The organism is Sphingomonas agri (genome assembly GCF_038148795.1).
Classification (GTDB): Bacteria; Pseudomonadota; Alphaproteobacteria; order Sphingomonadales; family Sphingomonadaceae; genus Sphingomicrobium; species Sphingomicrobium agri.
The window spans coordinates 467604-493171 of the sequence record NZ_JBAPEU010000003.1 but is presented as its reverse complement, the minus strand read 5'-3'; the positions used below and the strand labels follow the sequence as shown (position 1 = coordinate 493171).

Below are 25568 nucleotides of genomic sequence, written 5' to 3'. Positions count from 1 at the left end.
ATAAACGTCCCCCTGCCGCTCCCCCGAAGCGAAGCTGGAACCGCCGATGAAATGGTCGATGCTGCGAAGCATGGATATAGAATCCCTTGGTCATAATTGACGTTGATGGCAGACGCGGATCAGCCGCGAAGACTTTTCCAGGTCTGTGTCTTGGCACCCGGCGGGTTGGTCGCTTCGAACACCCCCCGCGCCACCGCGCGGGTCAGCGTATCCGCCGCCAGCGCACCAATGCGGGCAACGGTGAAAGCGCGCGGCTCAGGTGCCGGCCGCTTGCCGGTCGAGATACCGAAAACGACATCGCCGTCAAATGGGGAATGGATTGGACGGATGGCCCGCGGAAGGCCGTCCTGCGCCATCATCACAACGCGCTTCATCTCGTCGGGCGTTAGCTCAACGTCGGTCGCGACGCAGGCGATCGTCGTGTTCTGCCGTGCCGCTGGGCTTGCCTTGCTCGACCCCCAATCGTCCGCGCCGATCCTGGCCGCAGGCGGCGCAAGCCCACCAAACTCGTTGTTCATTTCGAACGGCGCTGCCCAAAAACCCTTTCCATCGGGCCCAATCACCGAACCAAGGCTATTGACTGCGACAATGGCACCAACTGTCATTCCGTCGAACGTGACGACCGACGCGGACCCGGTCCCACCCTTCAGCGACCCCGCTCCCGCACCGTAGCCTGCGCCGGCGGTGCCGAGCGCGAACGTTTGCGACGCATTCTGGACCGCCCTGATTCCAAGTGCCCGGTATGGCGGCTCGAGACCCCAATTCTTGTCGCCGCCATTGGGAAGGTCAAACAAGATTGCGGCCGGGACGATCGGCGATTTCGGCACACCGGGCATTGCCATCGCGGAATAGCCACGGTTGTTCGCCCCGAGCCACGTGCAAACACCGTCTGCAGCAGCAAGGCCGTAAACCGAACCGCCTGACAGGACGATTGCATCGACGGCATGGACGAGGTTGTAGGTGTCCAGCGCGTCGGTTTCGCGCGTGCCAGGGCCACCGCCGCGGACGTCGACAGCCGCGGTCGATTCCTTGTCCGGAACTATGACGGTGACGCCGGTCCGGACCGCCGGGCTGTCCGCTTGCCCAACCGTAATTCCCGAGACGTCAGTAATGAGGTTGCGCGGGCCGGGCTTGCCGCGTCGGTCGCCACTCGGTGGCGGTGCGGGCTTGGTTTGCGCGGCTGCGCGGCTGCCCCCGAGCATCGAGGTGGCGCCGGCAAGACCGCTCAGGAGCGTACGCCGGTCTACGGTGAAATCCGGGCTTTTCATTGGTCTTGCTCCTTCGCTTGGTTCTTCTGCTCGGCGCGCTTTTGAAGCGCGGTTTCGATGATCGGTGTCGCGGCGATCAATTCGCGGGTGTAGGTGTGGGCGGGCGCGTCGAAGATTTGGCGCGCTGTGCCCTGCTCGACCATTTCACCGCCCCGCATCACCAGCACGCGGTCGGCAATGGCTCGGACAACCGAAAGATCATGGGTAACGAAAACGTATGCCATGCCGGTATCGTCGGCGAGGCTGGCCAGAAGATCGAGAATCTGGGCGCGGACCGACACGTCAAGAGCCGACACTGCCTCATCGAGCGCCATGATCGAGGGTTCGACGATAAGAGCTCGGGCGATCGCTATCCGCTGCCGCTGGCCGCCGGAGAACTCATGGGGAAAGCGTTCGCCGTCTGACGACTTCAGTCCAACCCGCTCAAGGGCCGCCGCCACACGGCGCCGTCGCTCCTCTGCAGAAACCGAATGTTCGGCAAGCGCCAGTGGCTCGGCAACAATGCGCTCGACCCGCCAACGCGGATCGAAGCTTCCATAAGGGTCCTGGAACACCGCCTGGATTTCTTGCCGCGACTTTCTCAGCTCTCGCGGTGCGAGCGCTGCATCGAACGGCGAACCCTTAATCCTTACGGTTCCCGATTGCGGCTTATCGAGCGCGAGCAGTGTTCGCAGCAATGTCGACTTCCCTGAGCCCGACTCGCCAACGATGGCCAAGGTCTCCCCGCGCGCAAGCTCGACGTCGACGCCATTCACCGCAACGTGGTCGGGCTCACGGCCGAAGAAGCCGCGACGCGCGCCAGGATAGCGTCGAACGATCTTTTCGGCGATGAGCACAGGAGGCTCGCCCCTTGCCGGCCCGGTCGCGCGAACGGGCATATGGCGCGTCGCATCCATCAACTTGCGTGAATAAGGGTGCTTTATCTCGCGGAAGATTTCGAGCGCCGGACCCTGCTCGACGATTGAGCCGGCTTGCATGATCGCGACGCGGTCGGCGACCTCGGCCACGACGCCGAGGTCGTGCGTAACCAGCACCAGACCCATATTCTGCTCGGCAACGAAGCTTTTCAGCAGCTCGAGCACCTTGGCCTGCGTGGTGACGTCGAGGGCGGTGGTCGGCTCATCGGCAAGAAGAACCTTGGGCGACGCTGCGAGCGCCATCGCTATCGCCACACGCTGACGCTGGCCACCCGAGATTTCATGCGGGTAACGGCTCAGTGGAAAACGGTCGACCGGCATCGCGACCCGCTCGAGCGCGGCGGCGGCATGCGCATGCGCCTCCTTCCGGCCGAATCCGCAATGTTGGCGAAGCGTTTCGGCGACCTGGTCGCCGATTGTCATTAACGGATTGAGCGCGGTCATCGGTTCCTGCGAGACGAAACCGATCTCCTTGCCCCGGATCGCGCACATCGCTTGGTCGTCGCCGATCGGCAACGACACGCCGTTCAGCGTGACTGAACCGCTCATCCGTGCGCCAGGCGGCAGCAGATCGAGCATGGCGAGGACCGTGGTCGACTTGCCCGAGCCGGACTCGCCGACCAGCGCCAGGATTTCACCCGGGTTCACATCGAGCGTAACGTTCGCGATGATCGGCGCACCGCCGATCGACACCGACAGGTCTCGGGCGCAGAGCAGCGTCATGCCCACCGGTCTCGCCGGAGCCGCGGATCCAGCAGGTCTCGAAGTCCATCGCCGAGCAGGCTGAAACCTAAGACCGCAATCGCAATCGCAAGTCCCGGAAAAATCGCTAGCCAGGGCGCAGAACCGATCAACGTTTGTGCTTCACTCAACATCCGGCCCCAGCTGGGCGTCGGCGGCTGGGTTCCAAGTCCGACATAGGAGAGCCCTGCTTCCGCGAGGATCGCGAGCGAGAATTGGATCGTCGCCTGAACGAGAAGTAGAGCCGAGAGGTTTGGCGCAACGTGCTCGGCTGCGATCCGCATCCGTCCTTTTCCCGCCACCTGTGCGGCGAGCACCCATTCGCGCTCAAACAAGGGGAGTGCAGCTCCGCGCGTAATTCTCGCGAACACCGGTACGTTGAAAATGCCGATTGCGATGATGGCATTGATCGCGCCGGGACCGAGTGTCGCGGAAATCATCACGGCAAGCAGCAGTGAGGGAAAGGCAAAGACGACATCCGATGCACGCATCACCAGTTCGCCAAGCCAGCCGTCTTTCGCCGCAGCGAGAAGGCCGAGCGGCGCCCCGATGCCAAGCCCCATCGCGATCGCCACCAACGCAACCCCAAGCGATGTCTGAGTGCCTGCCATCACCATCGACAGCAGGTCGCGCCCGAAGTGATCGGTGCCGAACGGATGCCGCCAGGACGGCGCCTGCAGCAAGGCGTCCGGATTCATCGTCTCGTACGAGCTCGGAGTCCAGACGAGTGAGACGAGGGCGACCAGGAACACCAGCGCGGTCAGGACCGCCCCGGTCCACAAGGCCGCCGGGAGACGCCGGCCGCTCATGGCCTCTCGCTGGGGCTGGCGAGGCGCGGGTCGACCGCGAGATAAGCAAGATCAACGAGCATCGCCATCGCGACAGCGAAGAAGACCAGCACGACGACGACGCCTTGAACGACGATGAGGTCACGCTGGGTGATCGCTTGGAACACCAATCGGCCAAGCCCCGGCAGGGTGAACACATTTTCAATGATGATCGCGCCAGCCAGTAGGAAGGGAATTTGCAGCCCGAGTACAGAAAGGACCGGAATCAGCGAATTCCGAAGCGCGTGACGGCGAAGCGCTTGCCCCCGTGAGAGCCCCTTGGCGCGGGCGGAGCGGACATAGTCTTCGTGCATTGTCTCGACCAAGGCCGAGCGCAGCACGCGAGTGAGGATCGCAGCTTGCGGCGTTGCAAGCGCAATCGCCGGAAGGATGAGCGATTTGAGCGCTGGCCAGAACCCAGCTGACCAGCCGTCGAAACCCCCGGCGGGAAGCCATTTCAACCGGATGGAGATGACCAAGACCAGCAGCATCGCCAACCAGAAATTCGGCAGCGCGATCCCCGCCTGCGCTAGCGCCGAGACCGCCGCGCCGGTGGGGCTTTGCCGCTTGGCAGCCGCAAGCAGGCCAAGCGGAAACGCAATCAGCAATGAGAGCAAGGTCGCAATGAGGGCTAGCGGGAGCGAGACCACAAGACCGTCTGCGATCAGGTTTCCGACATCGACCTTGTAGGTGTAGCTCGTGCCGAACTGACCCTGGAGAAGGCCTGTGAACCAGGCAAAGTAGCGTTGCAGTGGCGGAGCATCGAGGCCCATCTCCCGGTGCAGTGCAGCGATGGATGAGGGACTTGCGTTCAGGCCCATCATGTACCGAGCAGGATCGCCGGGTACGATCTGCAACAGGACGAAGATGACGATGGTCGCGGCGATCATCGTGGCTCCGAAGGATCCGAGCCGTCGCGCAGTCCCAAGCGGCCCGATCCTTCGCAACATCCAGGCAACGAGGACGGCAAGGCCAGCTAGCAACGCGGCCAGCCCAATCCCCCCTGTTGCCCTTGATCCTCCCCTCTCCGCCGAAGCAATTGCGGCATTTCCGTCCATGGTCACGCCGGCAAGGATCGTTCCCGCGATCGGCGAATTGACCCACAGCCCTTCGATCCCCTTCCGGTGGACATTGATCCTCGGCTGCTGGAACAGGAAAACGTTGGCGGCATCACTTGCCAACTGAATCTGCATTTTCTGCAGGATTGCCTTGCGATGATCGGGGTCGAGGGTACCTTCGAGTTGCTTCAGCAACGCGTTGTACGAAGCGCTGTGATACCCGAAATAATAATCGGGGCGACCGTAGATACCGTAGTCCATCGGTTCGACGTGATCGACGATCGTCATCTCGAAATCGTGCCGGCCGAAAACCTGGTCGAGCCACTGCGCCCACTCCATATTCTCGATCCGGGTGCGGATTCCGACTGCTTGAAGTTGGGCAACGATCATCTCCCCACTCCGTCGTGCGTAAGCACGGGGCGGCAGCCTCAGGACGAGGTCCATGCCGTGGGGATAACCGGCTTCGGCGAGCAGTTGCCGTGCCTTGACGGGGTCGTAGGGATAAAAGCCGGTCAAATCGATATAGGCTGGATCGGCCGGCGAGAAGTGACTGCCGATGGGCGTCGCGAAGCCGAACATCGCGCCCTGAATGATCGCGTTACGATTGACCGCGTAGGAGATTGCACGACGCACACGTAAATCGTTTAGCGGCGCCACTTCGTTGTTGAGCGCGAGGATCGTCTTGCTCTGTGTCGAGCCCAACGTGACAACGAAATGCGGATCGGCCTTGAATTCGGACACATTCTCCGGTGCGGAATAGTTGACGAACGCATCGACGGTGCCGGATCGGATCGCCGTATAGGCAGCTGTCGGGTCGCTATAGAATTTGAAGGTGGCACGCTGGAGTGCGGGCGCACGCCCCCAATAGGTCGGATTGCGCGAAAGCTGCACAGACGTCCCGCGCTGCCAGCTTTCAAAGCGGAATGGGCCCGTGCCGATCGGGCGGCTGGCATTGGTCGAAGCCGACGCCGGGCTAACGATTACCATGTCGCCCCACGCCAATACCGAAAGGAACTCCGCGTAGGGCCGGTTCAGCCTGATTTTGACGGTGAGGGGATCGACGACATCGACCGACGTGACCGGTTCTAGCAGTGCCTTCTGGGCATTGGCGGAGTCCTGTGCGCGCGCACGGTCGAGGGAGAATTTCACGTCGGCGGCGGTCAGCAGAGAACCGTCGTGGAAACGGACGTTGGGGCGCAGCTTGAAGATATAAACGAGATGGTCGGGCGAAATTGTCCAGCCCTGCGCCAGTGCAGGCTCGACCGTTCCTGCCTCAGTCATCCGGGTCAGGCCTTCGAAGATATTTTGGTAGACCACTTCATCGACCGCGGCTGCTGCGCCGGCCGTGGGATCCAGATTGGGCGGCTCCAGCGGCATTCCGATCACGATCGAGGAATGCTGGCCCGCCGCGATCAGCGGCGCACCGAACGCAGACAGCAGCCCGATCAGGGCTAGCACGACCTTGACGAGAACGCTTGGAATCAGGTGTGCCGGGGGACGAACGGTCACTAGTCGATCGTCGATAGGACGCTTCGTAGTCGCCCTGCGATCTCATCGATCTGCGCCGGTTCGATGATGAGCGGTGGCGACAGCGCAATCGTGTCGCCCGTCACGCGGATCAGCAGCCCCTGGTCGAAGCAGCGATGGAAAGCTTCCATTGCTCTTGCACCGGCAGCGCCGGGACGAGGCTCAAGCTCAATTCCGGCGACAAGTCCGAGGTTGCGGATATCAATGACGTGCGACGCGTCGCGCAAAGAATGAACCGCGTCTTCCCATCGGGCGCTCAGAGATCGCGCGCGTTCAAACAGTTTTTCTTCGGCATAGACGTCGAGTGTGGCCAAGCCCGCTGCAGCGGCAAGCGGATGCCCCGAGCAAGTATAGCCGTGGAAGAATTCGATGCCGCCTTCGGCATGGTCGATGATGGTATCGTGAATTGATCGGCTGACCGCGACACAGCCCATCGGGACAGCACCATTGGTCAACCCCTTGGCGCCTGTGATGAGGTCCGGAATGATGTTGAAAAAGTGGGCTGCGGTCGCCGCGCCCAAGCGGCCAAACCCCGTTATAACTTCGTCGAAAATGAGCAGGATGCCATGCGCCTGCGTGATTTCGCGAAGCCGTTCGAGATACCCAGTGGGCGGAATCAAGACGCCGGTCGAGCCGGCGACGGGCTCGACGATGACGGCGGCGATCGTTTCCGCGCCTTCGCGATCGATAATTTCCTCGAGCTCATCGGCGAGAGTCGCGCCCGCCTCGGGCAAACCGCGCGTGAACCGCTGGTGATCTGGGCCAAGCGTGTCGGCCAGATGGCTGACGTTCGGCAACGTCGGAAAGCCGCGGCGGTTATTTTCGATACCGCCGACCGAAATGCCGCCGAAGCCGACACCGTGGTAGCCGCGACGGCGGCCGACCAAACCGCTCCGCTCCGGAAAGCCTTTCGCCCGTTGATAAGCGAACGCGATCTTCAGTGCGCTGTCGACTGCCTCCGATCCGGAGTTGGCGAAGAAAACGCGGTCGAGCGGCGGCGGAAAGAAGGTCTCGAGGCGTTCGGCGAGCTTGAACGCAAGCGGATGACCGAGCTGGAACGTGGGCGCGTAGTCGAGCACCCCTGCTTCCCTGCGGATGGCATCGACAATCCGATCTCGGCCGTGGCCCGCATTGACGCACCACAGACCCGCAGCGCCGTCCAGGATGAGATTGTTCTGGGCATCACGATAGTGCATCCCGGACGCGGAAACCAACAGCCGGGGCGCCTTTTTGAAAGACCGGTTGTCGGTGAACGGCATCCAGAAAAAATCGGTGCTCGGTGCCCAGTCGTTCAGCATTTCCCCCTTGCATCCCCATGTGCGCTCACAAAGAGTGTTCCAGGTGCATGAGGCCTTGCAAGCCTCTTTCTAAGCCTGACTTAAGTATCGGAAACTGTTGGGGACTTCCGTTGACCCGCTCAGAATATTGAGCAACTTAGGCGATAATCGAAATCTCCGCGGTCAAAACGAGGGCGGCGTACAGGCGGAGATGAGGGTGCAGACATCATCCGTCACATTGCGAAAGCGGTGCGGGGTCGTGCTCTTGAACAGATAAGCCTCGCCTGCGCGGAGCACTTTTGTCTGGTCGCCCACCGTAACCTCGAGCTTGCCCGAGATGACGATCCCGCCTTCCTCGCCTTCGTGAGACAGGAGAACCCGCCCGCTGTCCGACCGCGGCTGGTAGGTTTCGTACAGAATCTGCAGCGACGAGGCGCCCGAGGAGCCGACCTGACGATAGGATACGTCGCCTCGCGAAATCTCGACGAGATCTGATGCTTTGAAGAAAACCTGGTTCTCGTCGCGGACTTCGAGATTGAAGAAGTCACCCAGCGAAATGCCGGCCGCGTCGACCAGTCGCTTGAGCGAGCCTATCGAGGGATTGGTATGGCCACCCTCGATGAGCGACACCGTGCTGCTGGGGACGCCTGCACGTTTCGCCAACGCTCGCTGGCTTAGGCCGAGGCGGGTCCGAAGCGCCCGAAGACGCGGCCCAACATCGCTTTCCATCGGTCCTCCACTGCTCAACAAAATGAGCACTTCGGGATATCGTTCAAGATTCGCGAGAAGGCAAGCCGCGAATAACAGGCTTGGCAACGCGACTTGCGATGCCTCAAAACAGTCGTCCCGGGCGATGCATGGACTGAGCAAGGAGATCGTGGTTGAGTGAGCTTTGCGACCTGACTGCCGGCGAGCTTCTCAACGGTTACCGATCAGGCAGTTTTGCTCCCATCGACGTGATCGAATCCGTAATCGCTCGGATCGAGGCGCTGGAGCCAAAACTTCACGCCACTTACGCGTTTGAGCCTGACCAGGCCCGGATCGTCGCGAAAGCCTCGCTGCAACGCTGGCGTGACGGCAGCGCGCGGAGCCTCGAAGGCGTGCCCGTCAGCATCAAGGAAATGATCGCGACCAAGGGCGTGCCCAAACCCGTTGGAACCGCCGCAGGCGACATGAATCCGCAGCCAGCCGACGCGCCGCCCGCTGCACGGCTTCGCGAGGCCGGGGCGATCATCGTCACCAAGACAACCAACCCCGATTACGGCATGCTGTCCTCGGGGGTCTCGAGCTTCCATCCACTCTCCCGCAACCCATGGGACCTCAGCCGGACACCCGGCGGATCAAGCAGCGGAGCCGGCGCGGCCGCAGCAGCGGGCTATGGACCGCTGCACGTGGGAACCGACATTGGCGGGTCGCTCCGTCTGCCTGCGTCGTGGTGCGGCATCTATTCGCTGAAACCCAGCTTCGGACGAATCCCGATCGATCCTCCTTTCATCGGTCGTGTGGCCGGGCCAATGACACGCACCGTCGAGGATTCCGCGTTGATGATGGAGGTGCTTTCGCAGCCGGATGCCCGCGATTACATGAGCCTTCCGCCCGCTGACATCGAATGGGACAAGCTCGATCGCCGTCTGGCAGGCCTTCGCGTCGGCCTGCAAATGGACGCGGGTTGCGGGTTGCCAGTCGAACCGGAAGTCGCTGCTTCTGTCGAGAATGCGGCAAAGCTGCTCGCAGATGCGGGCGTCCACATCGAGCCGGTCCGGCCGTTCCTGACCGAGGAGATGCTGGACGGGCTGGACCGTTTCTGGCGCACCCGCTTTCTTGCCGAGACGAGACATCTGTCGCCCGAGCGCTACGCGAAGATCACTCCGTTCATCCGTGCCTGGATCGAAGCCGCGCCGGCCTATGACGGGATGAGCGTCTATACAGGCTTCAACCAGATCATCCGAATGCGCGAGCTTGGCATGCGCGCGTTCCAGGGCTTCGATTTCATCATCTCACCAACGGCGCCGATTCCGGCGTGCGGCGCGGAGCAGGCGATGCCGACGGACGACCCCAGGCGACCGTTTGAGCATATCGGCTTCACCGTGCCCGCCAACATGACGGAACAGCCGGCTGCGTCTATCAATTGCGGTTACACCAGCAGTGGACTTCCGATCGGACTGCAGATCGTGGGCGATCGCTTCGACGACCTTGGTGTGTTGCAGTTCTCGCGCGAATTTGAGCGCATCCGCGGTCCGCAACGTCCGTGGCCAATCAATCCGTGATCAAGAGGCCAAGCTTGTGACACTTCGTTATCCAAAGGGGCTGTTCATTGGCGGCAAGTGGACCTCATCCCACGGCGGCGTCACGGCGATCGAGAACCCTTCGACGGGCGACACGATCGGCGAGCTTCAGCTCGCGTCGGAGCAGGATGTGGACCATGCGGTCGAAGCAGCGCGAGCGGCCTTGCGCGGACCTTGGGGTAAACTGAGCGCAGCCGAGCGGGGTCGCTTCCTGTCCTCAATCAGTGCGATCGTCACCAAGCACGCAGACTGGCTCGCCGAGCTTGAAGCGAGTGATGTCGGTAAGCCGATCAGCCAGGCTCGCGCCGATGTTCGAGCATTGGCGCGATACTTCGAATTTTACGGCGGAGCGGCCGACAAGATCCACGGCGAAACCATTCCGTATCAGGCAGGCTACACCGTCTACACCTTGCTCGAACCGTTCGGTGTCACCGGGCACATCATCCCGTGGAACTACCCGATGCAGATCATCGGCCGCTCCGTGGTCGCCGCGCTTACGATGGGCAATGCTGCAGTGCTGAAACCCGCAGAACAGGCGAGCTTGACCTCGCTAGCAGTCGCAGAGCTGCTGCATGAAGCGGGTCTTCCCCCGGGCGTACTTAACGTCGTTCCAGGGACCGGCCCTGTCGCCGGCGAAGCGCTCGCCGGACACCGAGGGATCGACCACGTGTCGTTCACCGGTTCGACGGGCGTTGGCGCCACCGTGCAGGCCGCGGCGAGCCGCAATGCCGTGCCCGTGACGCTCGAGTTAGGCGGCAAGTCGCCGCAGGTCGTGTTCGATGACGCAGACATCGAATCAGCACTCCCATTTCTCCTCAACGCCGGGATCCAGAACGCCGGGCAGACTTGCTCGGCCGGATCGCGAATCATCGTTCAGCGCGGCGTGTACGAGGAAGTCGTCGACCGGCTTGGCAGGAAGTTCAACGATCTCAAGGCTGGTCCGGCGATGGATGATCATGCTCTCGGGCCGCTCATCTCGAACAAGCAGCAGGAAGTGGTCGCGCGCTATCTCGAGCAGGGCGAGCGCGAGCTCAAACTGGTCGGTCGCGGCTCAATCGTTGAAGACGCACCGGCGGGTGGCCACTACGTGCCGCCGTCGCTGTTCGCGGACGTCTCCGGCGACCACCGGCTGGCGCAGGAAGAAGTGTTCGGGCCGCTGGTCGTCGTGATTCCGTTCGACAGCGAGGACGATGCGATCGAGCTCGCGAACGGGACGCCATATGGTTTGGTGGCAGGCGCCTGGACCAAGGACGGAGGGCGGCAAATGCGCCTCGCGCGTTCGCTCAGGGCCGGTCAGGTGTTCCTCAACAACTACGGCGCAGCGGGCGGCGTCGAATTGCCGTTTGGTGGCGTCGGCCGCTCGGGCCATGGCCGCGAAAAAGGCATGGAAGCACTCTACTCCTTCTCAACTCTCAAGACGGTAGCGGCCTATCATGGGTGAAATTTCCTGTTCGCGCTTCGTTGGCAAGACGGCGCTGGTGACCGGTGGCGGTTCCGGGTTCGGTGCCGGCATAGCCCGTCGCCTCGCTGCGGAAGGTGCACGCGTCGCGGTCGTGGACATCAACCTCAATGCCGCTGAGGAGGTGGCGAAAAGCCTGGGCAATGGCTCGCTCGCTTTCGAAGCGAATGTCGCAACTGACAGCCAAGTCGGAAAAATGGCAGCTTCGCTGCTGCGTGAGTTCGGCCGCCTTGACGTGCTCGTCAATAATGCCGGCGTCGGACACTCACCGCAGCCGCTGGAAGGCGTTTCGGAGGAATTGTTCGACAAGATTTTTTCGGTGAACGCCAAATCGGTATTTCTGACTTCACGTCACTTCGTCCCAGCCATGAAATCATCGGGGGGCGGTGCGATCCTCAACGTCGCGTCGACCGGCGCGGTCCGACCACGTCCGGGCCTTACCTGGTACAATGCCTCGAAGGGCTGGATGACCGCGGCGACGCGCGCGATGGCGATCGAGCTCGCGCCGTCGGCGATCCGGGTCAACGCAATTAACCCGGTAGCCGGTGCAACGCCCCTTCTTGCGACGTTCATGGGGGAAGACAGCGACGAAGGCCGCGCGCGAATGGTCGCATCGATCCCGCTCGGCAGGCTGTCGACCCCGGAGGACATGGCAGCGGCGGCGGCCTATCTCTGTTCCGACGACGCGGCGATGGTGACGGGGATCGCCCTTGAGGTCGACGGTGGCCGCTGCATCTGAGGGATCGCACTTCCGGCTGCTCGTCCTTCCTGGCGACGGAATCGGCCCCGAAGTCGTCGCAGCGACGCTGCCCGTGGTTGATTGGTTCGCGCAGCATCTCAATTTCAATTTTCAAATCGGGAGCGATCTGGTCGGCGGTGCCTCTATCGATGCTCATGGATTGCCCGTCACCGACGCCGTCGTCGAAAGAGCCAGGGCTTCGGACGCGATCCTGTTCGGTGCGGTCGGAGGATCCAATTGGGACGACCGCAAGGTTAGCGACCGGCCCGAAGCAGGGCTGATCCGGCTCCGCCGCGATCTCGACCTCTTCGCCAATTTGCGGCCCGCGGTCTGCTTTCCGGAATTGGTCGCGGCATCCTCGCTCAAGCCCGAGCTGATCGATGGGGTCGACATCCTGATCATCCGCGAGCTGACGTCCGGTGTCTATTTCGGGCAGCCGCGCGGACGGGAACAACTGCCTGACGGCACGGTCCGCGCTTTCGACACCCAGGCCTATTCCGAACGGGAGATTGAGCGGGTCGCGCGGGTCGCATTCGAACTGGCCCGCGGCCGCCGGTCGAAACTCTGCTCGGTCGACAAGGCCAACGTGATGGAAACGGGGGCATTCTGGCGAAGCATCGTCAGCGCACTCGCCGATGACTATCCCGACGTCGAACTTTCCCACATGTACGCAGACAATATGGCGATGCAGCTGATGCGCGACCCGCGCCAGTTCGACGTCGTGGTCACCGACAATTTGTTCGGTGACATTCTGTCAGACGAAGCGGCCATGCTGACCGGATCGCTCGGGCTTTTGCCATCCGCTTCGCTTGGCCACGCGGCGGGAGGCAAGGCGCAAGGCCTCTACGAACCCGTGCACGGGTCAGCACCGGACATAGCCGGACAAGGCCGCGCCAACCCTTTAGCGACGATTCTCTCGTTCGGGATGTGCCTCCGATACTCGCTAGGAAAGCCCGATGCGGCGGACCTTCTCGACCGGGCCGTCCGGGCATTGCTTTCAAGAGGGGTTCGGACCGCTGACCTTGCGAACGGCGGGCTCGCTCCGGTCTCGACGATGGAAATGACCGACGCGTTGCTCGCTGAACTCGACCAGTCGGCGATCCTTTGAGACCTCAGTATTTGAAGCTCAACCGAACGCCGTAAGAACGTGGCCGTCCGGGCTGCGCGATATCGGCGCTGGTGAAGAAGTTACGGGTGAGATCGTACTTCTTGTTGAAGATGTTCCGGGCCCACAAGGCTGCCTGCCAGGCACCCGACGACGGAGCGAGCGAGATTTCGGCGTTGGCCAGCCAATATCCCTTCACATCGTAGGTGGCGCCCAGCCAGGACGGATAGCGGTCACGATAGCTGTACGTGCCGTTCGCGCTCACGACATAAGCGCCAACCGGCATGTCGTAATTGATCGACCCGCCGTACGACCAGTGCGGGAACGGAATGCGCTGGCCACTCTTGTCGACGTAGACGGCGTGACCGGCGGCCCGCGACGCGGGAACGTCGAGATCGAAGAAATCGAGATATTTGCCGCTCTTATAGCTCGCATACTGAGAAATGGTCAGGCCGTGCGTCGGGTGCAGCGTCGATTCAAGTTCAAGGCCCCAGATCCGTGACTTCGGAACGTTCGCGAACCGGCCCACCGGCCCGTTCACGCCGTACACCGCCGACAAGACCTGCTGATTGCGATAGTCGTAATAATAAGCCGCGCCGTTCAGCTGGAATGCGCGCGAGAAGTCGGATTTGAAGCCGCCTTCATAGGCCCACAGCACCTCCGGCTTGAACGGCTGGATGGCCGAGGAATTGCCGGTGTTGTAGGTCGTAAAACCGCCCGATTTCACCCCGCGGCTGGCGGACGCATAGACCATGAAGTTTGGCTGGATCTTATACTGGATCTCAGCCTTTCCGGTCAGCGGCTTCATCTTCGTTGACACGTCTGTAGGAGGAAGCGCAGTCGCTCCGCCAAAGGCCGTGCCGAAACCATTGAGCTTGCGGGTTTCTTCCTCGTAACGAAGTCCGCCGATGAGGCTCAATTGGTTGGTCACGGCATATTCGGCCTGGCCGAACGCGCTGATCGAATGCACTTTCTGGTTGTACTTGACCCGGCCGTAGGTGCCGAAAATGTCTATGAAGTCGGAAAAGTAGCGCTCGTCCAGATTCTGCGCCGAATAATAGACGCCGGCGACCCAGGTGAAGCGGCTCTTGGGATGCGATGAGAAGCGCGCTTCCTCGGAAAAGACATGAACGTTGGAACCAAAGAAGGTGTCTGCCTCGATCGACGGCGAGGAATCCCAGTCCCCGAATTCCTCGCGCTTCAGTTTCTCGTAACTGGTGATCGTCGTAAACAGGGCCGGACCAAAGTCATAAGTGAGGTTCAGTGAGGTACCCCAGCTCTTGTTGTTGCGACCAGGCTTCTGGTTGGGTGACAAGCCGGCATCCCGAATGAGCGCCGGAGAAACACCCCACCCCGTCGCAAACCGATCGGTATCGGCCGGTATCGTCGGACCACGTCCGTTCCGAGTGTGCAGCGGATTGATAAGGTAGAGCCCGATCGCTTCCGATTTGTCGCGGCCAGCGTGGACGTCGATCAGCGCGGAAAGCTCGGGGCTTGGATCCAATTTGAGCAGACCACGGACGCCCCAGCGATTGGCGTCCCCGAGACCGCGCCCATCAACTCGGTTGTGCTGGTAACCACCGCCCTGCTCGGTCATCCCCGAAATGCGGAAGGACGCGATGTTTCCAAGCGGCGCATTCACATAGCCTTCCGCCTTCAGGGCATTGAAACGGCCATACTCGATCGTTCCGCCGGCCCCCAAGCGGTTGGTCGGCTTGTTAGTGATGAAGTTAATCGCGCCGCCCGTTGTGTTACGACCATATAGCGTTCCTTGCGGACCCCGCAGGATTTCGACGCGCGCAATGTCGAAGATAAGGCCCTGCGTCATTACGGGCACCGGGTAGGCGACGTCGTTCACATACACGCCGACAGTCGGTGAGTTGTTTGTCGCGTAATCCTGGAAACCTACGCCGCGAAGACGAAATTGGGCCGCGCCCCCTCCAAACGCGGGCTCGACCTCAAGGTTCGGGGTGGCCTCCTGCAGCTGGTTAACATTGGTGATGCCGCGCTTCACGAGCTGGTCACCGGTCACGACACTAAGGGCGATGCCCACATCCTGCGCAGATTGTTCGCGGCGCTGGGCCGTAATAACGATCGCGTTGGGGTCGGACTGAGCCTCTTGCTGGGCGGGCGTGTTCGGCACGGTTTGCGCGTTAGCGGCACCGGCGTGGACAAAGCCCAGCGTGCACAGCGCGGTGCTGAGAAGAAACCTGTTCATAACCCCCCCTTTTAACTCGCTCGGCCTGAGCGCGGCGCGAGCGCATCGGCTTTGCCCTCAATCACCAATTATCCGTCAGCGGTGCCTCTCCATGCACCACCGTATCAGACGCAGGCTCGCAGATTTCGGCTAATCGACGTGCGCCGCACTTCTGAATGACATGGTGAGACTGGCCCTGACCATTAGACTGGACAACCCTGTTATTTGAAATGTCAGAAGGCCCTGATAAACGGCGACTTTCCGAATGGGCCGCTCAACGGATTGAGCGATTGTTTCTTAAATGAGCGGTTACTGGCACCACTCAAATCCGAGTAGCGTTCCCTGAAACCTGCTGCAAACCATTGAAGGGTTCAATGGGCTGTTCCGCTCGCTGAAGCGCGTGTGGCTCGCGGATGGCGTGGAGGTTGACGAACACTCTCCCTGGCAGCCCTTGCGATCCTTCAGGTCGGCAGTTCCCGTCGCTCACTCTTTCAGGCGCCGATCCTTGTGAGGGCATCGCTTGATTTTCAACCGGCTGCTGCAAATCAGTCTCGCCCGGCCGTATCGAGCAGCCACCGGCTCTCACCCTCGATCGCAAGGGCTGTCAGAATTCCGGTGCGATAGGCTCCAGTGTCGATCCCGATGCGATTGGGCCGTTCGTCCACCCCTTTCGAGATCGTATGACCATGGATCACCATGAAACCATGGTCGCTACTATCGCTTAGAAATGGTTCGCGGATCCAGCGCAGATCGAACTCGCTCTGCCGGTCAAGGGGAACGCCGGGCCTCACGCCTGCGTGGACAAAGAGATAGTCGCCAAAGCTGAGGCTGCAGGTGAAGTCTTCAAGGAATTCTACGTGGTTTTTCGGGATGGCATTCCGGATGCGAGCTACAGCTTCGTCCTCGTCGAGAAGCGCGATTTCGGCGGGATCAACTCCGTAGCTCTGGAGGCATTCAGCACCCCCAAAGCAGAGCCAGTCGGCGATTAGCGGAGCTTCACCGGCGAGGATGCGAAGCAAGACCTCCTCATGGTTACCGAGGATGAAAACTGGCTCGATGCCGCCGCGACGATAGGTTCGGAGACGTTCGAGGACGTTGGCGGAACGGGGGCCCCGGTCGATGAGATCTCCGACGAAGACCAGCAGGGTGCGTTCGGGAGGACGGTGCTGAATCTCGGCATGAATCTTCGCGAGCAGGTCTTCGAGTAGGTCGAGCCGGCCATGGACGTCTCCGATCACATAGGCCCGGCAGTCCGGAGGACCCGAGGGATTGCTGCGCTGGCGGCGCAAAAATCTCAGCATTTAGCCCCCGATTGCATCGCACCGAGTTCGACAAGCCCGTCAGGGATGCCGCCGAGTAAAGGTTCAGATCGAACCTGAACCTTTCCAGTCTGCCTGTCACCCACGAGATGGAGGGACCGCGCTCGTCTGCGCACCTTCTCAGGCGCTGAGGAGCTGGAAGCGCGGAATTTCAACGTCAAAAGCGGTGCCGTCCTCGTCGACCATCCGGTAGCTGCCGCTCATGGCGCCGTTCGAAGTGTCGAGCGGACAACCCGATACATAATCGAAACTCGCGCCCGGAGCGATCAGCGGCATCTCGCCGACGACGCCTTCTCCGACGACTTCGTGGACGGTTCCGCGGCCATCGATGATCGTCCAGCTGCGCGAAAGCAGCTGCACCGCGACCTCGGCACCATTCTCGATGCGCACATGATATGACCAGAACCAGCGGTTGCTTGCGGGGTCGGATTGCTCGGCAAGAAAGCTCACCGCGACCCGCACCGCAATGCCGCGAGTCACTGCAACATTGGGGAACAGCATGGCGATCGCGTCGGTGGTCACGTTGCGGAGCCTAGGCGAGACCACTGGCGCGGCGCAACCGTTCGACGAGTCTGTGCCGGGGTTCGGTGATTGGCCTGGACCGGTCCGCGAGCGCATCACGCAAGAGAAAATGGCCGGTGAGGCTAAGCCCGTCCAATATGTCCTCCCAGGACGCACTGCCTCCTTCGCGAACAAACGACGGGAGTTTGAGGAGCTTGCCGGCATACGGCGCCGCCTCGGCTGCACTCACCGCCCTGCCCGACTTGGGACTGACGGCAACGAGATTGTCGTTACTGCCGGTCACTGCACAATTCGTAAGATCAAGGCCGAAGCCAAGCTCGGCCAGAAGCAACAACTCGAAGCGGACGAGCGCAGCACCCCACCCGCTCGCCGAAGGTGCAGCCTCGATCGCGCCCAATAGTCCATCGAGGGCCTGGTAGAGGCGTGGGTAAGGCTGGCCTTCTGGCAGCACCGTTGCGATGAGAACTGTCGCCCATTCGATCGCGGTAGCGGGCAAGGGTTCGCCAAGCAGCGGCCCACGGCTGTGAATTAATTCGATGCTGGCCTGTGGAAGCTGAGTCTCGGTCCGTGCCGACATCTGTGCCTGGACAATATTCCCGGCGATCAGCACGGGCCTCATGCGCCGGCCTCGTCCGCCCCGCACATAGGCCGCCAGGAGACCCTGCTCCGGCGTCATAAGACGGACGATCGCACCATGTTCGCCATGGCTCCTCAGCGCACAGACGATTGCCTCCGTCTCGCTTCTCATGCGCGCGGATGAAAATAATCGTACAGTTGGCGCGCCATCGCCCTGCTGATCCCGGGCGCTTTCTCAAGGTCCTCGAGCGCCGCCCCTTTGACGGCTCTTGCAGTTCCAAAATGCATCAGCAGCGCTCGTTTGCGGTTGGGACCGATTCCGGGCACTTCATCGAGGGTCGATGTGGTGAGACTCTTGGCCCTCTTCGCTCGGTGAGTGCCGATCGCAAACCTGTGAGCTTCATCACGCAAGCGCTGGAGATAAAACAGTAAGGCTGAATTTGGCGGCAGCGTGACCTCGCGCCCCCCCGGCAAGTGAAACGTCTCGCGGCCGGCGTTGCGATCGGGTCCCTTGGAAACCCCGACGATTGGCACGTCGTGGACACCCATGTCTTCCAGTACCTCGCAGACAGCCGAAAGCTGCCCCTTTCCGCCATCGATGAGCAGCAGGTCTGGCCATTCGCCACTCTCGCGGTCAGGATCCTCTTTCTCGAGACGCGCAAAACGCCTTTCGAGAACCTCGCGCATCATGGCGAAATCATCGCCTGGCTGTGTTTCAGGTCTCTTGATGTTGAACTTCCGATAGTTGTTCTTGCGAAAGCCCTCGGGGCCAGCGACGATCATTGCGCCGGTGGCATTCGTGCCCATGATATGACTGTTGTCGTAGACCTCGATACGCTTGGGGATATCCGCGAGCTCGAACGTATCCATGAGCTCGCGAAGGATCCTCGTCTGCGTGGTCGTCTCCGCGAGGCGCCTGTCGAGCGCCTCTTCGGCGTTGCGGCGCGCCTGCTCCATCAGCTTCCGCCTGGCGCCGCGCTGCGGAACTTCGATCGCGACCCTCCGCTCGGCGCGTTCCGACAGAGCTTCCTCGAGTAGTTCCCAGTCCCTCAGCTCGCGATCGACGAGAATCCGCCTGGGAGGCGGCATGTCCTCGTAAAACTGGACCAGAAAACTCGATAAAACCTCAGCTTCCGGGACGTCGCTCGTATGTGCCGGGAAGAAGGCCCGGTGACCCCAATTCTGTCCGCCGCGAATGAAGAATGCCTGTATCGACACGGTCCCCGCCTTGCAGGCAAGTGCAAACACGTCCGCATCGCCAAGGCCTTCGGCATGCACCGTCTGGCTGCCTTGGATGTAGGTGAGCGCGCGGAGCCGGTCGCGATAGACGGCTGCAAGCTCGTAGTCCTGCTTTTCAGCGGCCTCGGCCATTAGGCGGGACAGGCGGAGCTGAACACCGGTCGATTTGCCGGCGAGGAACTCCTTGGCCTCGCCAACGAGCTCGACATAATCGGTTTCGCTGATGCGCCCGACGCAGGGCGCCGAACAGCGCTTGATCTGATAGAGCAGGCACGGCCGCGATCGATTGGCAAAAAAGCTGTCGGAACAGCTTCTTAAGAGAAAAAGTTTCTGAAGTGCGTTAAGCGTCCGGGTAACCGAACCAGCGCTTGCGAAGGGACCATAATACTGACCCTTGATGCGCCTCGCACCGCGATGCTTCTGGATGCGGGGAAAGTCGTGATCCTCGCGCAGGAGAATGAAGGGGAAGCTTTTGTCGTCCCGCAGAAGCACGTTGTAGGGCGGCCGGAAGCGCTTGATGAGCTGGGCTTCCAGCAGCAGCGCCTCGGCTTCGGTGCGCGTGGTGACGATGGTCATCGAGCGCGTTTGCGCGATCATCCGCTGAAGCCGCTTGGGCAGCTTGCTCACCTGGGTATAGTTGGTGACGCGGTTCTTGAGGACGCGCGCTTTCCCGACGTAGAGCACGTCTCCCCGGGCATCCTGCATTCGATAGACGCCCGGCCGCGACGGAAGGGTTTTCAGGACTTCCCTGATTGCAGCAATCCCGGCCTCGAGGTCGGGAGCGCCCTCGCCGCGCACGGCATTGGTCGCCTGCTCTTCGTTGAAGCGCTCGGCAGCTCGCGGATGATCGGGACGATCGGCTTTGGTCACCACCCGGAGATAAGCGCTAGGCCGGCCCAGCGCGAGGGTTCAGGCAGCAGCCCTTGCCTCCTTCTCCTCGGCGAGCATCCACTCGACGCACGCCCGGGCATGGAGCGCGGTCGTATCATATACGGGAAGCACATTGGCCCGGACATCGACTGCGAGGACGAGCTCGGTACAGCCAAGGACGACGGCCTGAACCCGTTGCTTGGCAAGTTCGGTAATAAGCGTCTTGAGCTTGCGCTGGCTGTCCCTGACGACCCTGCCCGCGGCGAGCTCTTCGAAGATGATGCGATCGACCTCCTTCACCCATCCGTCCTCGACGGGAGTGAGCACGATGCCCCTCGCCTCGAGGCGGCTGCGAATATGCGGCTCCAGCATGGTGAAGCGCGTCCCAAGAAGTGCAACGCGTTTGCGGCCATCCGCTGCGAGCTCGTCGGCCGTGGCATCGGCGATGTGCAGCATCGGCACGCCGACCATAGGCGCAACCGCGTCATAGACCTTGTGCCCCGTATTGGACGTGATGATGATGCCGTCGGCGCCTGCTCTCTCGAGGAGCTTGGCAGCGGCAAGCGTGACTTCCGCAACGCCGTCCCAGTCGCCCGCAAGCTCCATCTGGGCAAAAGGAGCAAGATCGAGGCTCTCGATGACGAGGCGGGCGCTGTGGAGTCCGCCGAGCCGCTGGGCGATGCCACGGTTGATGTGTTCGTAGTAAAGCGCGGTCGACGACCAGCTAGTCCCGCCGATGATGCCGAGCTTGCGCACTGATGTCCCCTCCACGGCTCGCCAATTCGATACGCGGGAATCACGCTTCCCTCCCGATCATTTCCGCGAGGACTGGAGAGCGGACAAGCCGTGAAACATCAATTTACCGCGAAGTGAATCGCTTTTGCGGCGAATGGTTGAACCACTTAGCCGAGCGACTTCACGATCTCCTCGACCATCTTCTTGGCGTCCGCAAGGAGCATCATCGTGTTGTCGCGGTAGAACAGTTCGTTGTCGACGCCCGCGTAACCGACACCGCCCATCGACCGCTTCACGAACAGCACCGTGCGCGCTTTTTCCACGTCGAGCACGGGCATGCCGTAGATGGGCGAGCTCTTGTCAGTCCGCGCTGCCGGGTTGGTAACGTCATTTGCGCCAATCACGAAGGCGACGTCGGTCTGGGCGAATTCGCTGTTGATGTCCTCGAGCTCGAACACCTCGTCATAGGGTACGTTCGCCTCGGCGAGGAGAACGTTCATGTGCCCCGGCATCCGGCCGGCGACAGGATGAATTGCATATTTAACGCGGACGCCCTTGGACTTCAGCAGGTCCGCCATCTCGCGAAGTGCATGCTGCGCCTGGCTGACCGCCATGCCGTAACCCGGAACGATGATGACCTGATCGGCCTGGCTCATGAGGAAGGCAGCATCTTCCGCCGAGCCCCGCTTGTATGGCCGGTCGATCGCGGCGGCCGCTCCGGTGCTTGCGCCGGCGCCGCCGAACCCGCCGGCGATCACCGAAATGAAGCTGCGGTTCATTGCCCGGCACATGATGTAGCTCAGGATCGCACCGGAACTTCCGACGAGGGCACCGGTGATGATCATCGCGCTGTTGTGGAGCGTGAAGCCCATCGCGGCGGCGGCCCAGCCCGAATAGCTGTTCAGCATTGAGATTACGACGGGCATGTCGGCGCCGCCGATCGGGATGATGAGGAGGAATCCGATCGCGAAGCTCAGCGCCGTTATCGCGCCGTACACCCAGGGCGACTGGTCCTGCGTGAAATAGGCAATGAGAAAGAGGATGGCGGCAAGCGTTCCAAGATTGATCACGTGCCTCAAGGGCAGCAGGATGGACTTGCCCGACATGTTGCCGTTGAGCTTGAGAAAGGCGATCACCGAGCCCGAAAAGGTGATTGCACCGATCGCGACCCCCAGCCCCATCTCGATCCTGCTTCCAGGCAGGATGCTGATGATCGACGGGCTCGCGATCGGTGTGATCCTGACGGCGATCCCGAAGGCTTCCGGATTGAGGTAGGCGGCAGCGCCGACGAGCACTGCGGCCATGCCGACGAGGCTGTGAAATGCCGCGACCAGCTGGGGCATGGCCGTCATCTGGATCTTGCGTGCGGTGACGAGGCCGATGCCTCCGCCGATGACCATTGCGGCAACGATTTCAGGAAACGAGGCCAGCTGATGGGTGGCAAGGGTCGTCGCCACCGCGATCGTCATCCCGAGGATGCCGGTGATATTCCCCCGGCGGCTGCTTTCGGGACTGGAGAGGCCTCTTAGGGCGAGGATGAAGCAGACGCCCGCGACGAGATAGGCAAGCAGCACCCAGGAAGGCTGCGAGTGCGCTGCCGCCTCAGCCATCCTTGCGCTCCCGCTTCTTATACATCGAGAGCATCCGCTGGGTGACGGAAAAGCCACCGAAGATGTTGACGCTCGCAAGGGCCACTGCCGTCAGTCCGAGCCACTTGGAGCCCGGGACGCCGGCGGCGGCCGAGGCGATAAGGGCGCCGACGACGATGACCGACGAAATGGCGTTGGTGACGCTCATTAGCGGCGTGTGAAGCGCCGGGGTAACAGACCAGACGACGTAATAACCGACGAAGCAGGCGAGCACGAAAATCGACAGGATCGAAATGAAGTCCATGACCACTCCCGCAATGAGCGCAGCGGCCGTTGTGGCGGGTCGTTGAAAAACTGTCGAGTGCCGAGCACCGAGGCGCCGTTAATTACGACGCGGTTATCAATTTCCTAACCTTTGCGCGCGCATACGTGCGGCACCCTAGCGAAGGAACCACGCGCAAGTGTCGAAGCGCGCCGATCTGGCATTCGAAAAGAAGCCTTGGAAGCTCCTGTTTTGGACGGCGCTCGCCGGCCTGATCTTCGGGCTGATCGGCTTTGGCGAGATCGCCGAGGATTATCTGCGAACGGTCCGCAACACGCTTCATCCGCACAAGGCCAGTGGGCAGCTCGTGGTCATCAAGATCGACGATGCTTCCCTTCGTCAGTATGGCAACTGGCCCTGGCCCCGCCGGCTCCAGGGAGAGCTTACCGATCGGCTGACGGCTGCCGGCGCACACCGCATCTTCTTCGATATCCTGTTCGACTATCCGGGTGAAAAATCCAACGACCGCCTGTTTGCAGATGCAATCAGACGCTCGGGCAAGGTCGTCCTCGGGACCCGCTTCAAGGTCGGCTCGCAGGACGGCGCGCTGATCGCGTCGAGGCCGATCGCCCCATTGGCAGAGCATGCGCAGCTCGCGACGATCAGTTTCCGCTACAATTACCAGAACGCCGTCTGGCAGCTCCCGTATGCCGTCCGCAAAGGCGGCGAGACGATGCCGTCCTTTGCGGCGGCGCTTGCCGATGCCAGCGGCAGGCCCGGAAGCAGCTTTACCGTCGACTATTCGACCGACGTGAATTCTATCCCGGCAATTTCAGCCGGCGATGTATTGAGCGGCCGGGTTCCGGCAGCGAGCATAGCCGGGAAGGACGTCGTCGTCGGAACCGACTCCGATCTCATCGGCGACCGCTATTTCATCCCGGGTTACGGCCGTGGCGGGGGCGTCTACGTGCACGCGCTCGGGGCCGAAACACTAAGATACGGCAAGCCGGTGCACATCGGCTGGGTTCCGGGCTTTCTGATAGCTTTTTGCGCAGGAGCTGCCGCCCTGCTTCGCAGGCGCTTCGCAGAGCGCGTCGCTCTCTTCACCGTGGCCGGCGCAATGCTGGTCGTTGCACCAGTCTTCCTCGAAGCCAGGCTCATCTTCGTCGACGTCACTCCTGGCATTTTCGTGTTGCTCATCATGGGAGCTGTGCTTGCATGGCGGCGGTATCGAACGCGCGGCCTCGTCAACCCCGTGACGAACCTTCCCAATCTCAACGCTCTTCGAACCAATCGCGAGGGCAGGAAGCAGACCCTCGTCGCATTAAGAGTCCTCAATTATGAGGAAATCGTCGCGGCGCTGCCGCCCAACAGCGAGTCCAAGCTCGTTGACCAGATCGTATCCCGACTGAAGGTCGGCGCTCCAAAGCGGGTGCTTTACCAGGGCGACGGCGGCATTTTCGCCTGGTTCGAGCAAACCGGGCAACCCGTCGGCAATCACCTCGAGGCACTGTACGCATTGTTTCGCAACCCGGCCCGGATCTCCGGCCTGTCGATGGACCTGACCGTTGCGTTCGGAGTGGAAGTGGGCAGCGGGAGGTCGATCGCGAACCGGCTCGCAAGTGCGCTGGTTGCCGCCGACGAGGCAGCTCACGACGGACTCAAATGGAAATACCACGACCCCGAGACGCTCGAGAATGCTTCCTGGAAACTCTCGATGCTAAGCCAGCTCGACGAAGCGATCGACCGGGGCGAAGTGTGGGTCGCCTACCAGCCCAAGCTCGACCTCGCGACCCGCCGGATAACCGGAGCGGAAGCGCTCGCACGGTGGACGCACCCTGAAAAAGGCCCGATCGCGGCCTCCGAGTTCGTTGCGGCCGCGGAACAGAGCAACCGGATCGGCAAACTTACGGACTTCGTCCTTGAAAAGGCCGTCGCTGCAGGCGCGCAGATCAACAAGCGAGGAAGCAGCTTCGAGATCGCCGTGAACCTCTCGGCGCGGCTCCTTGCTGACAAGGGATTTACGCTGCGCCTCTCGGCGCTGCTGGCCCGGCACGGGCTCGATGCAGATCGGCTGACGCTCGAGTTGACCGAGACCGCCGCCCTTGCGGGCAGTGGAGAGGGCCTCGATATGATCTCCCGCCTGCGCGATATCGGCGTCCACATCGCCATCGACGATTACGGCACCGGGCTCTCGACCCTCGACTATCTCAAGAAAATCCCCGCAAACGAGATCAAGATCGACCAAAGCTTCGTCAAGGGCATGGCGGACAATCGAAGCGACCGGCTCATGGTCCAATCGACCATCGGGCTTGCACACTCCCTTGGACGCAAGGTCGTCGCCGAAGGCGTTGAGGATCGCGAGATCCTGGAGCTCCTTCACGAAATGGATTGCGACATCGCCCAGGGATTCGCCGTCGGGCGCCCGATGAGCCTCGACAGCCTGACCAAGCGCATTGCTTTCGACCGCAAGCGCAGCGCCGCCTAACCTCCTCTAAAGTCGTCGAAATTGCCGGGACGCGCGCCTTGCGCGTTCACTTCGTGGTTACTCGTTTGCTAACCATAACGATTAAGGTTAATATCCCCGGAGCTGCCGAATCGCAGTCGAACAACGGGGTAACTGAAATGAAGAAGGTCAAAACTGGCCGCGGTTTCTGGAGCTGGATCCTTGGTTGCGGCTGGGATTCGGGCGGAAGCGGCGGCTGAACCGCCTCGCCTGACCGCTGGTCAGGCCGGAGCTTGAATGAATAGCAAGCGCTCGCCGCAAGGCGGGCGCTTTTGCTGTTGCGCGCTCGTCTCGAACGCGGCTGGCCCCGGATCGCCTGCCGGGAAGAACGAGCTCCGCTCCCCTGGCGGTCCCGCTCCCAGAGCACTGCGTCGGTGACCATGATCCGAAACAGATATACTCTAAACCATTATGAATCATGGATTTTCCGAGTGAATTCAAGGTGAAGCGAACCACATGGTTACTCATTTGATCACCATAATGATTAAGGTTAACGTCCCCTACTGCCGAGTCGCAGTGCACTAGCGGGGTAAGGGAATATGAAGAGGGT

General features: G+C 61.7%; 19 protein-coding genes. 5 read left to right on the top strand and 14 right to left on the bottom strand.

Features of this window, described 5'->3' with window-relative positions; genetic code table 11:
- Positions 1-119 precede the first annotated feature (119 nt).
- From V8192_RS14540 to V8192_RS14515, 6 genes are all read right to left on the bottom strand, one after another.
- Positions 120-1268, bottom strand: a complete 1149-nt coding sequence (locus tag V8192_RS14540; RefSeq protein ID WP_341633819.1) for a P1 family peptidase — start codon at positions 1266-1268, stop codon at positions 120-122.
- Positions 1265-2908 carry an ABC transporter ATP-binding protein gene (locus tag V8192_RS14535; RefSeq protein ID WP_341633818.1) on the bottom strand — a complete coding sequence of 548 codons (1644 nt, stop codon included), beginning with the start codon at positions 2906-2908 and terminating at the stop codon, positions 1265-1267. The genes V8192_RS14540 and V8192_RS14535 overlap by 4 nt, the downstream gene beginning before the upstream one ends.
- Complete coding sequence (locus V8192_RS14530) at positions 2905-3735, bottom strand: ABC transporter permease (RefSeq protein WP_341633817.1); 831 nt, start codon at positions 3733-3735, stop codon at positions 2905-2907. The genes V8192_RS14535 and V8192_RS14530 overlap by 4 nt, the downstream gene beginning before the upstream one ends.
- Positions 3732-6320, bottom strand: coding sequence for an ABC transporter substrate-binding protein (locus V8192_RS14525; protein ID WP_341633816.1), 2589 nt, complete (start codon positions 6318-6320; stop codon positions 3732-3734). The genes V8192_RS14530 and V8192_RS14525 overlap by 4 nt, the downstream gene beginning before the upstream one ends.
- Positions 6320-7636, bottom strand: coding sequence for an omega-aminotransferase AptA (gene aptA, locus V8192_RS14520; RefSeq protein ID WP_341633815.1), 1317 nt, complete (start codon positions 7634-7636; stop codon positions 6320-6322). The genes V8192_RS14525 and aptA overlap by 1 nt, the downstream gene beginning before the upstream one ends.
- 162 nt (positions 7637-7798) lie before the next feature.
- Positions 7799-8344: a cupin domain-containing protein gene (locus tag V8192_RS14515; protein WP_341633814.1), complete on the bottom strand. Its 546-nt coding sequence runs from the start codon at positions 8342-8344 to the stop codon at positions 7799-7801.
- 152 nt (positions 8345-8496) lie between these two features.
- Here V8192_RS14515 and V8192_RS14510 point away from each other — a divergent pair, with 152 nt between their 5' ends.
- The 4 genes from V8192_RS14510 to leuB are packed head-to-tail and all read left to right on the top strand — an operon-like array spanning position 8497 to position 13206.
- Positions 8497-9882 carry an amidase gene (locus V8192_RS14510; RefSeq protein WP_341633813.1) on the top strand — a complete coding sequence of 462 codons (1386 nt, stop codon included), beginning with the start codon at positions 8497-8499 and terminating at the stop codon, positions 9880-9882.
- 16 nt (positions 9883-9898) lie between these two features.
- Positions 9899-11341 (top strand): aldehyde dehydrogenase family protein, encoded by a 1443-nt coding sequence (locus V8192_RS14505; protein WP_341633812.1) that lies wholly within the window; start codon positions 9899-9901, stop codon positions 11339-11341.
- Complete coding sequence (locus tag V8192_RS14500) at positions 11334-12098, top strand: glucose 1-dehydrogenase (protein WP_341633811.1); 765 nt, start codon at positions 11334-11336, stop codon at positions 12096-12098. The genes V8192_RS14505 and V8192_RS14500 overlap by 8 nt, the downstream gene beginning before the upstream one ends.
- Positions 12082-13206, top strand: coding sequence for a 3-isopropylmalate dehydrogenase (leuB, locus tag V8192_RS14495; RefSeq protein WP_341633810.1), 1125 nt, complete (start codon positions 12082-12084; stop codon positions 13204-13206). Before V8192_RS14500 ends, leuB begins: the two co-directional genes overlap by 17 nt.
- A 4-nt stretch (positions 13207-13210) precedes the next feature.
- Here leuB and V8192_RS14490 read toward each other — a convergent pair whose 3' ends face one another.
- The 8 genes from V8192_RS14490 to V8192_RS14455 all read right to left on the bottom strand — a co-directional run bounded on the left by V8192_RS14490 (position 13211) and on the right by V8192_RS14455 (position 22554).
- Positions 13211-15421: a TonB-dependent receptor gene (locus tag V8192_RS14490; protein WP_341633809.1), complete on the bottom strand. Its 2211-nt coding sequence runs from the start codon at positions 15419-15421 to the stop codon at positions 13211-13213.
- 524 nt (positions 15422-15945) lie between these two features.
- Positions 15946-16701, bottom strand: coding sequence for a metallophosphoesterase family protein (locus V8192_RS14485; protein WP_341633808.1), 756 nt, complete (start codon positions 16699-16701; stop codon positions 15946-15948).
- Positions 16702-16839: 138 nt separating this feature from the next.
- Positions 16840-17220: a Co2+/Mg2+ efflux facilitator ApaG/CorD gene (gene apaG, locus V8192_RS14480; protein WP_373276369.1), complete on the bottom strand. Its 381-nt coding sequence runs from the start codon at positions 17218-17220 to the stop codon at positions 16840-16842.
- Positions 17221-17251: 31 nt separating this feature from the next.
- Positions 17252-17989 (bottom strand): DNA repair protein RecO, encoded by a 738-nt coding sequence (gene recO, locus V8192_RS14475; RefSeq protein WP_341633807.1) that lies wholly within the window; start codon positions 17987-17989, stop codon positions 17252-17254.
- Positions 17986-19926 carry an excinuclease ABC subunit UvrC gene (gene uvrC, locus V8192_RS14470; RefSeq protein WP_341633806.1) on the bottom strand — a complete coding sequence of 647 codons (1941 nt, stop codon included), beginning with the start codon at positions 19924-19926 and terminating at the stop codon, positions 17986-17988. The genes recO and uvrC overlap by 4 nt, the downstream gene beginning before the upstream one ends.
- Before the next feature lie 39 nt (positions 19927-19965).
- A complete protein-coding gene (locus tag V8192_RS14465; protein ID WP_341633805.1) occupies positions 19966-20682 on the bottom strand; it encodes an aspartate/glutamate racemase family protein in 717 nt (238 codons plus the stop codon).
- Positions 20683-20828: 146 nt separating this feature from the next.
- Positions 20829-22271: an NAD(P)(+) transhydrogenase (Re/Si-specific) subunit beta gene (locus V8192_RS14460; protein ID WP_341633804.1), complete on the bottom strand. Its 1443-nt coding sequence runs from the start codon at positions 22269-22271 to the stop codon at positions 20829-20831.
- Complete coding sequence (locus tag V8192_RS14455) at positions 22264-22554, bottom strand: NAD(P) transhydrogenase subunit alpha part 2 (RefSeq protein WP_341633803.1); 291 nt, start codon at positions 22552-22554, stop codon at positions 22264-22266. The genes V8192_RS14460 and V8192_RS14455 overlap by 8 nt, the downstream gene beginning before the upstream one ends.
- 157 nt (positions 22555-22711) lie before the next feature.
- Between V8192_RS14455 and V8192_RS14450 the strand changes: the two genes are divergently transcribed.
- Positions 22712-25000, top strand: a complete 2289-nt coding sequence (locus tag V8192_RS14450; RefSeq protein WP_341633802.1) for an EAL domain-containing protein — start codon at positions 22712-22714, stop codon at positions 24998-25000.
- Positions 25001-25568 lie beyond the last annotated feature (568 nt).

Bases quoted from the DNA above. Each gene is read 5' to 3' on its own strand.
- V8192_RS14540 (WP_341633819.1), bottom strand. From the start codon at position 1,268: ATGAAAAGCCCGGATTTCACCGTAGACCGGCGTACGCTCCTGAGCGGT.
- V8192_RS14535 (WP_341633818.1), bottom strand. From the start codon at position 2,908: ATGACGCTGCTCTGCGCCCGAGACCTGTCGGTGTCGATCGGCGGTGCG.
- V8192_RS14530 (WP_341633817.1), bottom strand. From the start codon at position 3,735: ATGAGCGGCCGGCGTCTCCCGGCGGCCTTGTGGACCGGGGCGGTCCTG.
- aptA (WP_341633815.1), bottom strand. From the start codon at position 7,636: ATGCTGAACGACTGGGCACCGAGCACCGATTTTTTCTGGATGCCGTTC.
- V8192_RS14515 (WP_341633814.1), bottom strand. From the start codon at position 8,344: ATGGAAAGCGATGTTGGGCCGCGTCTTCGGGCGCTTCGGACCCGCCTC.
- V8192_RS14500 (WP_341633811.1), top strand. From the start codon at position 11,334: ATGGGTGAAATTTCCTGTTCGCGCTTCGTTGGCAAGACGGCGCTGGTG.
- V8192_RS14490 (WP_341633809.1), bottom strand. From the start codon at position 15,421: ATGAACAGGTTTCTTCTCAGCACCGCGCTGTGCACGCTGGGCTTTGTC.
- V8192_RS14485 (WP_341633808.1), bottom strand. From the start codon at position 16,701: ATGCTGAGATTTTTGCGCCGCCAGCGCAGCAATCCCTCGGGTCCTCCG.
- apaG (WP_373276369.1), bottom strand. From the start codon at position 17,220: ATGCTGTTCCCCAATGTTGCAGTGACTCGCGGCATTGCGGTGCGGGTC.
- recO (WP_341633807.1), bottom strand. From the start codon at position 17,989: ATGAGAAGCGAGACGGAGGCAATCGTCTGTGCGCTGAGGAGCCATGGC.
- V8192_RS14460 (WP_341633804.1), bottom strand. From the start codon at position 22,271: ATGGCTGAGGCGGCAGCGCACTCGCAGCCTTCCTGGGTGCTGCTTGCC.
- V8192_RS14455 (WP_341633803.1), bottom strand. From the start codon at position 22,554: ATGGACTTCATTTCGATCCTGTCGATTTTCGTGCTCGCCTGCTTCGTC.